8 protein-coding genes are annotated in these 7,694 nt (G+C 31.8%); 7 read left to right on the forward strand and 1 reads right to left on the reverse strand.

What is annotated here, in order from left to right:
• Window positions 1–177 precede the first annotated feature (177 nt).
• The 5 genes from RXO53_RS07100 (at window position 178) to RXO53_RS07120 (ending at window position 4,983) form a co-directional block, all read left to right on the forward strand.
• Window positions 178–1,764, forward strand: a complete 1,587-nt coding sequence (locus RXO53_RS07100) for a type II/IV secretion system ATPase subunit (protein ID WP_410713534.1) — start codon at window positions 178–180, stop codon at window positions 1,762–1,764.
• Window positions 1,765–1,969: 205 nt separating this feature from the next.
• On the forward strand, window positions 1,970–2,692 hold the full coding sequence (locus RXO53_RS07105) for a pilus assembly protein TadB (RefSeq protein ID WP_410713535.1): 723 nt from the start codon (window positions 1,970–1,972) through the stop codon (window positions 2,690–2,692).
• 9 nt (window positions 2,693–2,701) lie between these two features.
• Complete coding sequence (locus RXO53_RS07110) at window positions 2,702–3,607, forward strand: type II secretion system F family protein (RefSeq protein WP_410713536.1); 906 nt, start codon at window positions 2,702–2,704, stop codon at window positions 3,605–3,607.
• A gap of 55 nt (window positions 3,608–3,662) precedes the next feature.
• Window positions 3,663–4,103 (forward strand): hypothetical protein, encoded by a 441-nt coding sequence (locus tag RXO53_RS07115; RefSeq protein ID WP_410713537.1) that lies wholly within the window; start codon window positions 3,663–3,665, stop codon window positions 4,101–4,103.
• Entirely contained in the window at window positions 4,081–4,983 is a 903-nt protein-coding gene (locus tag RXO53_RS07120; protein WP_410713538.1) for a hypothetical protein, read from the forward strand. Before RXO53_RS07115 ends, RXO53_RS07120 begins: the two co-directional genes overlap by 23 nt.
• Here the strand turns inward: RXO53_RS07120 and RXO53_RS07125 are convergent.
• Window positions 4,980–5,411: an acyl-CoA thioesterase gene (locus RXO53_RS07125; protein ID WP_410713539.1), complete on the reverse strand. Its 432-nt coding sequence runs from the start codon at window positions 5,409–5,411 to the stop codon at window positions 4,980–4,982. The genes RXO53_RS07120 and RXO53_RS07125 overlap by 4 nt on opposite strands.
• 101 nt (window positions 5,412–5,512) lie before the next feature.
• On the opposite strand from RXO53_RS07125, the gene RXO53_RS07130 reads away from it, so the two are divergent.
• Window positions 5,513–5,959, forward strand: a complete 447-nt coding sequence (locus tag RXO53_RS07130; protein ID WP_410713540.1) for an Lsm family RNA-binding protein — start codon at window positions 5,513–5,515, stop codon at window positions 5,957–5,959.
• A 14-nt stretch (window positions 5,960–5,973) separates the two neighbouring features.
• Complete coding sequence (tgtA, locus tag RXO53_RS07135; RefSeq protein ID WP_410713541.1) at window positions 5,974–7,446, forward strand: tRNA guanosine(15) transglycosylase TgtA; 1,473 nt, start codon at window positions 5,974–5,976, stop codon at window positions 7,444–7,446.
• Window positions 7,447–7,694: the final 248 nt, after the last annotated feature.

Raw genomic sequence — 7,694 nt, forward strand, 5'->3', positions numbered from 1 at the left:
ATCATTGTTTCTTAAATCTAGTAATGCCTTATTTGTGTTTACCCGTGGCGTAACTCATATTTCACTGTTTATAAATAAGGCTTTTACAATGTATCTTTAAAAAATTGCGATGGGCTTTAAATATTTTAAAGCTTTGCTTTTTAGTTATAAAATATGGAGAAAAATGGGGTAGCCTCATTGGAAATAAATGACAAACAAGAAGAAAACAAGAAAATTAATATATTAGAAGAATACGGTGTTGTAGGCTACCCCAAGGTATTGATAAGGATTTATGAAGATCAAGAAAAAAGAAGACTTTACGATGTAAAAGAGCCTGCATTAGATGATATTTCATTGAAGGTATATAAAGAATTAATGGATATGGTATTTAAGGATATAGATTTATCAAAAAGGCTCGCAGAGAAAAAGATTTTAGAGGAAGGTATAGATATTTTAATTCCAATAGCTAAGGACTTAGCATCTAAAAAATTAATAAAAGGTTTTCATATAAGGAAAGATGGGAAATTCAATGAGTTACGAAAAAGGATAGACGATATAGCTCTAGTATCATCTTATTACGTTGCAAGGGATTTGATAGGATACGGAAAGATTGAACCGCTCATAAGGGATCCATATATAGAAGATATATCATGCAATGGCCTTTACATACCTGTATTTGTTTACCACACAAAATACGAATGGCTTACAACAAATGTTGTATTTAATACTCAAGAAGAGCTCGATTCTATCATAGCTAAGCTTGGTGTTAGAAGCAGTAGAGAGCCTTCTATCGCTACGCCTATAATAGAAGGGCTATTAAAACCAGAAGGATATAGAGTAAACATAGTTTTAGATACAGTATCTAGAAGGGGGCATAGCTTTACTATAAGAAAGTTCAGGGCAGAGCCTTTTACATTAATAGAACTTATGAGGTCTAAGACCTTAGACCCCTTAGTTGCTGCATTTATTTGGCTTGCAGTAGAGAACAAGCAAGGAATAATATTTTATGGCCCTACTGGCAGCGGTAAAACAACTTTGCTAAACGCATCAACAACTCTTTTACCTACTGAATATAAAATAGTAACTGTAGAAGATACTCCTGAGGTTTATTTACCATTTCATGAAAATTGGGGGGCAATGATGACCAGATTATCAACAGATCCAAGAGTTGAAAACGTAACTTTGCAGTCCCAAATAGAGGCAGCATTAAGACAGAGACCTGATGTTATAATAGTGGGAGAGATTAGATCTAGAGAAGCGTATGCATTTTTCCAAGCATTAGCAACCGGTCACGGAGGTCTAACAACAGTTCACGCTGAGTCTGCCGATGTTTTAATTAAGAGACTTATATCCCCCCCGATGAATGTGCCAGCAAGCCTTATATCAGCGGCTAGGCTTTTTGTTAATATTTTAAGAATAGAAGAAGGGGGTAATGTATTTAGAAAAGTTATGAGAATAGATGAGTCTTGGGGATATAATATTGAAACAAATAGTGTATTGCTAAAAGAGAAAATATTGTGGGATAGATACAAAAACTCTTGGTATATGAAAGGAACGGAAAGTTATTTATTAAAATCAGTTGCATCTCTCAATTTAATAAGCTATGAGGAAGCATTTGATGATCTCAAAAGGAGGGCAACGATATTAAATTGGCTTATGAATAAAAACGCGGATAGCGCAATGCTCAATGAGGTTCTTAGATTATATAGAAGAAACCCAATAGATCTATATAACAAGGCTAAAGCAGAAACAGGTGAATTTAACATAGATATAAGAGGTGATTAAGATTAAAGCATATAAATATAAAAATATTTTATATAAAATTTTAATAAACTTAAACAATTTTTTCTATAGATTTTTTAAAAATATAAAGCCTTGCAACCTAATCAAGAAGCTAAACCCTGATATAGATTATATAATTTTGGGTTCCGGAATAAGTAAAGGATTTAATAATTATTGCAAAAGGGAAGTTGTCTTAATTTTCCTCTTTTTGCCCACATTATTATGGGAAGTAGTTTATATTTATTTAGGATTATCAGGGAAATATAATATTGAAAACACTGTAATAATTTCTGTTCTTACAGTTATTTTAGGTTATTTATTATCTGTTGGTTTAAGTATTATGATCCCTTCTTTCAAGTATTCATCAAGAAAAGATGATTTGGAAGCCAAATTTCATATATTTGCCTCAACTTTAACTTCTTTACTTGCAGGAGGCGAAGGTCTTTCCGAAGCTTTGTTGACCTTCGTTAATAAATATTCTGAAGAACTAAAAGAATTTAATGCTGAAATGAATTATATAAAGACTTACATAACTTTAAATGAAGATCCCAATAAAATATTAGAAGGCCTATCTAAAATAACCCCTTCACCAAGCCTTAAGATTTTGGCCCAATCCCTTGCAAGAGGATCTGTTGCCGGAGCTGATTTGGTCCAGATAGCTCAAGATTCTATATCTTCATACCTAAATTATTATTATTCTTTAGTTGAAAGAATATCATCATCTATTGGAACTCTATTAGAATCGTTTTTAGTTGTGGGAATTGTTGGTCCGGTATTAATAGGTGTTATGGGAATGCTATTTACTGTATATCCTGTTACTACCATAAGCTTCACATCTTTAATCATACTTGTTATATTCATTCTAATACCTATAGTATCTTTAATTACAGCAGTTTTAGCAGACAATCAAACATCTAAATTAAAGCTTTAGGTGGGAAGAATGAGAAGAATTGGCCCTCCGAGGCCTTTAAAATACGTTGCCTTTGTGCCGGTATCCGGGATTTCATCTTTATTAATTTTCTATTATATATTTAAAAAATTATTCCCCACGCAATTTCCTGTGTTTACAAGTTTTTCAAATATACCCGTTCCATCAAACATAATAACTATAATCTATGTTGATTTATTTCTTGTCTTTTTAATGTTACCATATGCAATATATTCAAGAAAGTACAGTAATTACATGCTAGAATTAAAGAGACAGGCCAGATCGTTTTTAGAAATTTATCCAAGCGTAGCAGCTTCATTACCCTCAGTTTCTCAGGCTATATTAGCTTCAGTTGATTTAGTTGACCCTCCTTTAAAGGATTATTTAGCTGCTTTTGCATATCTATATAAAATGACAGGAGATCTAGAAGGATCTTTTTTGAAAATCTTTTCTTCCTCACCAAGAGATGTAAGGCTTTTATTAACATCTATATTAACAACTGCTAGAAGTGGGGGTAGGGCCAGCGATATTTTAAATGTAACGAGTAGGTATGCTGCTGAACTGCAAAGAATGGAATTTTATTTGAAAAACAGATTGCAATCGTATTCATCAGTTATAATTTTAGGTATAGCTGTTTACGGTTTTGCAGTAGGTATGACTATAGTTATGCTTGAGGTATTGAAGAAAAATGCAACATTTGGATTAACAGGAGTTATGACAACAAGTATAAATATACCTGGTATTTTAGGAATTTTTTTCTATTCGCTCTTAATAGTTTCTGCTACATCTGGTTACATCATAGCAAAGGTTATATCAGATTTTGCCCCAAGAACTAGCGAATATTTCATTTATTTAATATTAATAGGAACCTTTTCTATGACTATTGCTTTGAGTTTGGCATCACGTGTAGTGATTTGAATTTAAGGTTATACATTAATAAACTTTGAATAAAAAATAAAAAATGGGTTAAACGATGATAAATAAAAGGGCTGTTAGCAATATAGTCGCAGAAATAATGATGATATTAATAACTTTAGCTGTCGGATTTACATTAATAGTTTATTTATCATCTGCTGCAGGAGGTTTTGTTAGCTTAACGAATAGCAACAGTAATCAAGCGCAACTTGCATTGCAGCAATATATAGTTCCGATGGGTTCTTATATAAGTAATGGTAATTTATACTTTATATTTAACAGCGGTCCCCTAGGAGTCCAAATTAATGGCGTTTATATTAATAGCACCATAGTTAATACTTGTTCTATTTTATTTAATAAAACGTCTTATAGCTTATCTCATTACATACCTCCAGATGCAGTTGCCGTTATCAAATGTACAAATGTTAAACCGGTTGCTTCATTAGTTACGGTATCTTATAACGGAGGAGAGGTATATGCAATGGCAAGTCCATCATAAAAAGTCCCAGTCAGCAATAGTTGGAACCATAATATTTATTATAGCTGCATTTATTATAGCTGGAGTTATGCTAAGTCTTATAAATTACAATCAAGATGTTTTAACTACTCAAAAGAATTCTATACAGGTACAGCAAATGGCAAGCTTGATGGAAAAAGACATACTTGCTTATTATAATTATACAAATAATAAAATTTATATAAATGTTTCAAGTATGGCTTATCCTTACAGCTATTATATATCAGGTATTTCCATTATATTAAAAAATGGTAGCTATATAACTTTTGATCAATATAGCAGGGTAAGCAATATTTTAAATGTAATAGTAAAATATGCAAATGGAAATCAAAAAAATTATAATTATTTGCCTGTTTCGATGAATCCAAATAGTTCTGCATTAATAATAATTAATAATATAAATAGTAACCCTTTGGGGATCTCTATAAGTGTTGTTAATGGCAAATCTATTGCGGTTATACCAGTGGAAAACTTACAGCAATTAATTTCATCATTAATTGCAAGAGGCGTTGTTAATGTTGTGCCTCCAACTAAAGTAGTTTATAATAAATACTTTAATGTTACTTTTAGCATAATTAATATAATAGGGTATCAAGGTAGTCCATCTTCAAATTCTAATTGGAGTGTTTCAATGTACTATCAAACTAAAACAGGTTATATTAGTATTACAAATTCTAGTACTTTTAGTGCCTCTAATATTAAATTTTCTAATGTCCCTTCAGGTTATTATTATTACTATAACGTTTCTAACATTATATTAAGTAAGAAAAATTTGATTTGTTATCCGAATCCACCTAGTGGAATAATATTGGTTAACCAAAATACTTTTGTAAATATAACTTATAATTGCTATTTTGGTTAAGCATTTTTCTGCTCAACAGCCCCAATTTCAATAAGCTTTTTCCTAATTTCATTTGGTATTTCCATAGCTTTATTATTTATCTCATCATACACCACTGCAACAATTTTACATATAGCAGAAATTTGTTTGCTCGTTTCATTATAAATTTCATATGTATACCTTATGCTACTTTTTCCCAAAACTATTTCAACTATGTTAACAGAGTAAAGATCCCCAGGCCTTAAAGAGTTTTTATAATCGCATTCAGCATGTACTCTTGGCATCAATAGTCTTTTCCCTACTTCCCCTCTTTGTGAAATATTTAATGATGCAAAGAAATCTTCTTCAGCCCTTTCACATACCCTAAAGAAATTAGAAAAATGCATCATTATTGCAGCATCTGTTTCGCTCCAATAAACCCTATATTTTGCTGAAAATATTGGCTCCAAGTTTACCACCAATATTGAAAATAATTAAGGGAATTAAAAGTTTTCTTTTAGATAGAAAAACCTAATATTTAGAGAAATACAGAAAAAGATAGGTGTAATAAATGTCAGCGTCGCCAGAGCCAGCAAGAAGATTTGTTTCGCGTTTGAATTCATTGCTAGATAGAAGCGTTACTATAAAGTTAACTAATGGTAGATATTATACAGGAAAGCTAACAGGGTATGACCCTACAACTTATAGTGTTATGCTGGAATCAGCTAAAGATAATGAAGGTAATTTATGGCCTGTTTCAATAATTTATGGAGGAAATATAAGCGAAATTTTAATTGGAGAAAGCGAGATATTTAATGCAAAAGAGTTTTCAGAGTTTCTAATTAGGTTTGGCAATATTGAAAAGCATTTAATAAAAGTTTATGATGATATAAACGTTGTTGAGGTGGGAAAAAACATAAAGGTTTCTAAAGATGGTGTAGAAGGTTCGGGTCCTTTAGCTCAAAAAATTTATAGTATATTTAGGGAGTATTTGAGGACGAAGGGAATCAATCAATAACGGTGTTTTAATTAATGTTTATTATAAAAGATTTTGAATTAGCAGGAAGAATAGGTATTTTAAAAACAAACAGAGGCATTATAGAAACTCCTGCATTTTTCCCAGTTGTAGATCCTTTAAAGCAAGATGTTGAGGTAAAAGAAATAGAGGAAATAGGATTTAATCAAATCATAACAAATGCCTATCTATCATATAAGAGGTTTGGAGAAAAAGTAATAAGTGAAGGGATTCATAGAGTATTGGGATTTGATAAAGTAATAATGACTGATTCTGGAGCATACCAGGTATTAAAATATGGGAGCATTGATATTAACCAAGAAACAGTTATGAACTTTGAAAAAGCTATTGGGAGTGATATAGCTGTTATTTTAGATAAACCAACAGGGGATACTGATTTAAAGGAGGCCGAAGAGAGCGTTGATGAAACCTTAAAAAATGCTCATGATGCAATTAAATTAAAAGACGATAAAATTATTTGGGTTCTCCCGATACAGGGAGGAAAATACTTAAACTTGGTTGAGAAAAGCGCTAAAGAATCAGCAAATCTACCATTCGAGATGTTTGCTATAGGTAGTCCAACAGTTTTTCTTGAGAAGTATGGTTATAATTTAATAATAGATATGATTGCAACTGCAAAGAAATACTTACCTCCGGAAAAGCCTTTACACCTTTTTGGAGGAGGTCATCCCTTGATTTTCCCATTTGCTATAGCATTGGGCGTAGATACGTTTGATTCAGCCTCATATGAATTATATGCTAAAGGTGATAGGTATATAACTGATTACGGAACTGAAAAGCTAGAGGATTTAGAATATTTTCCATGCAATTGCCCGGTTTGTTCTAAATACACCCCTAAGGATTTAATGGAAATGGACGTAAAAGAAAGAAGGAGGCTTTTATCAATACACAACCTATATGTAATTAAAAAGTCAATAAATAGAACTAAACAGGCTATAAGAGAAGGGAGGCTCTGGGAATTTTTAGTTGAGATCTCTAGATACAGGCCGGAAGCCCAAAGTGCTTTAAGGTCATTAAGTAAACATATAAAGTATATTGATAGGTTTAACCCTAAATATAAAGGAAATCCTAGAGGGCTTAAATTTTATGGAATAGAGAATTCTTGGAATCCAAGAATTATTAACTATAAATCATGGATTTTAACAAAATATGAAGCAAAAGGAAATATTTTGTTGAAACCCTATAGGGGTTGTAAAAAAGAAGATGTAAAAGGGGCTCATGTAATATATTATGCTCCATACTTAGGTTTAATACCCTATGAAATATGCGGTCTTTATCCAACAGCCCAGTTCCATTACGTTAATCCTATATCAAGAGACGTTGAAAATGAATTGGTTAATATTATTAGAACATTTATTATAAAAAATAGGCAAAATAAAATAAAAGTAATTGCTGATAAAAACCTTTTGTTTAGTTATAGTGTAGGTGTTGAAGCAGAAAAATTAGGAGTAGAAGTTTTATGGATGTGAACTACCCGGACTTATGGCGGGCATCCTCACCTTGCGATGAGGGTTTTTATTTCTTAAAGAGGCATGATTCCCTTAAAGCGGAAGTTCTATAAACGGAACTGTTAGTGTGAAAGAGAGGTTAAGTAGGGTTTACTATACATTAAATTTCTTATTCCCAAGGGTACAACTAGCTCTTACAGCCAAGGTTTATGCATAATTATTTTGAGCTATAAAAACCTTTGAGGGCTATTTATCTCTCTCATGAAGGG

It is taken from the genome of Caldisphaera sp., from assembly GCF_046536515.1.
Lineage (GTDB): Archaea > Thermoproteota > Thermoprotei_A > Sulfolobales > Acidilobaceae > Caldisphaera.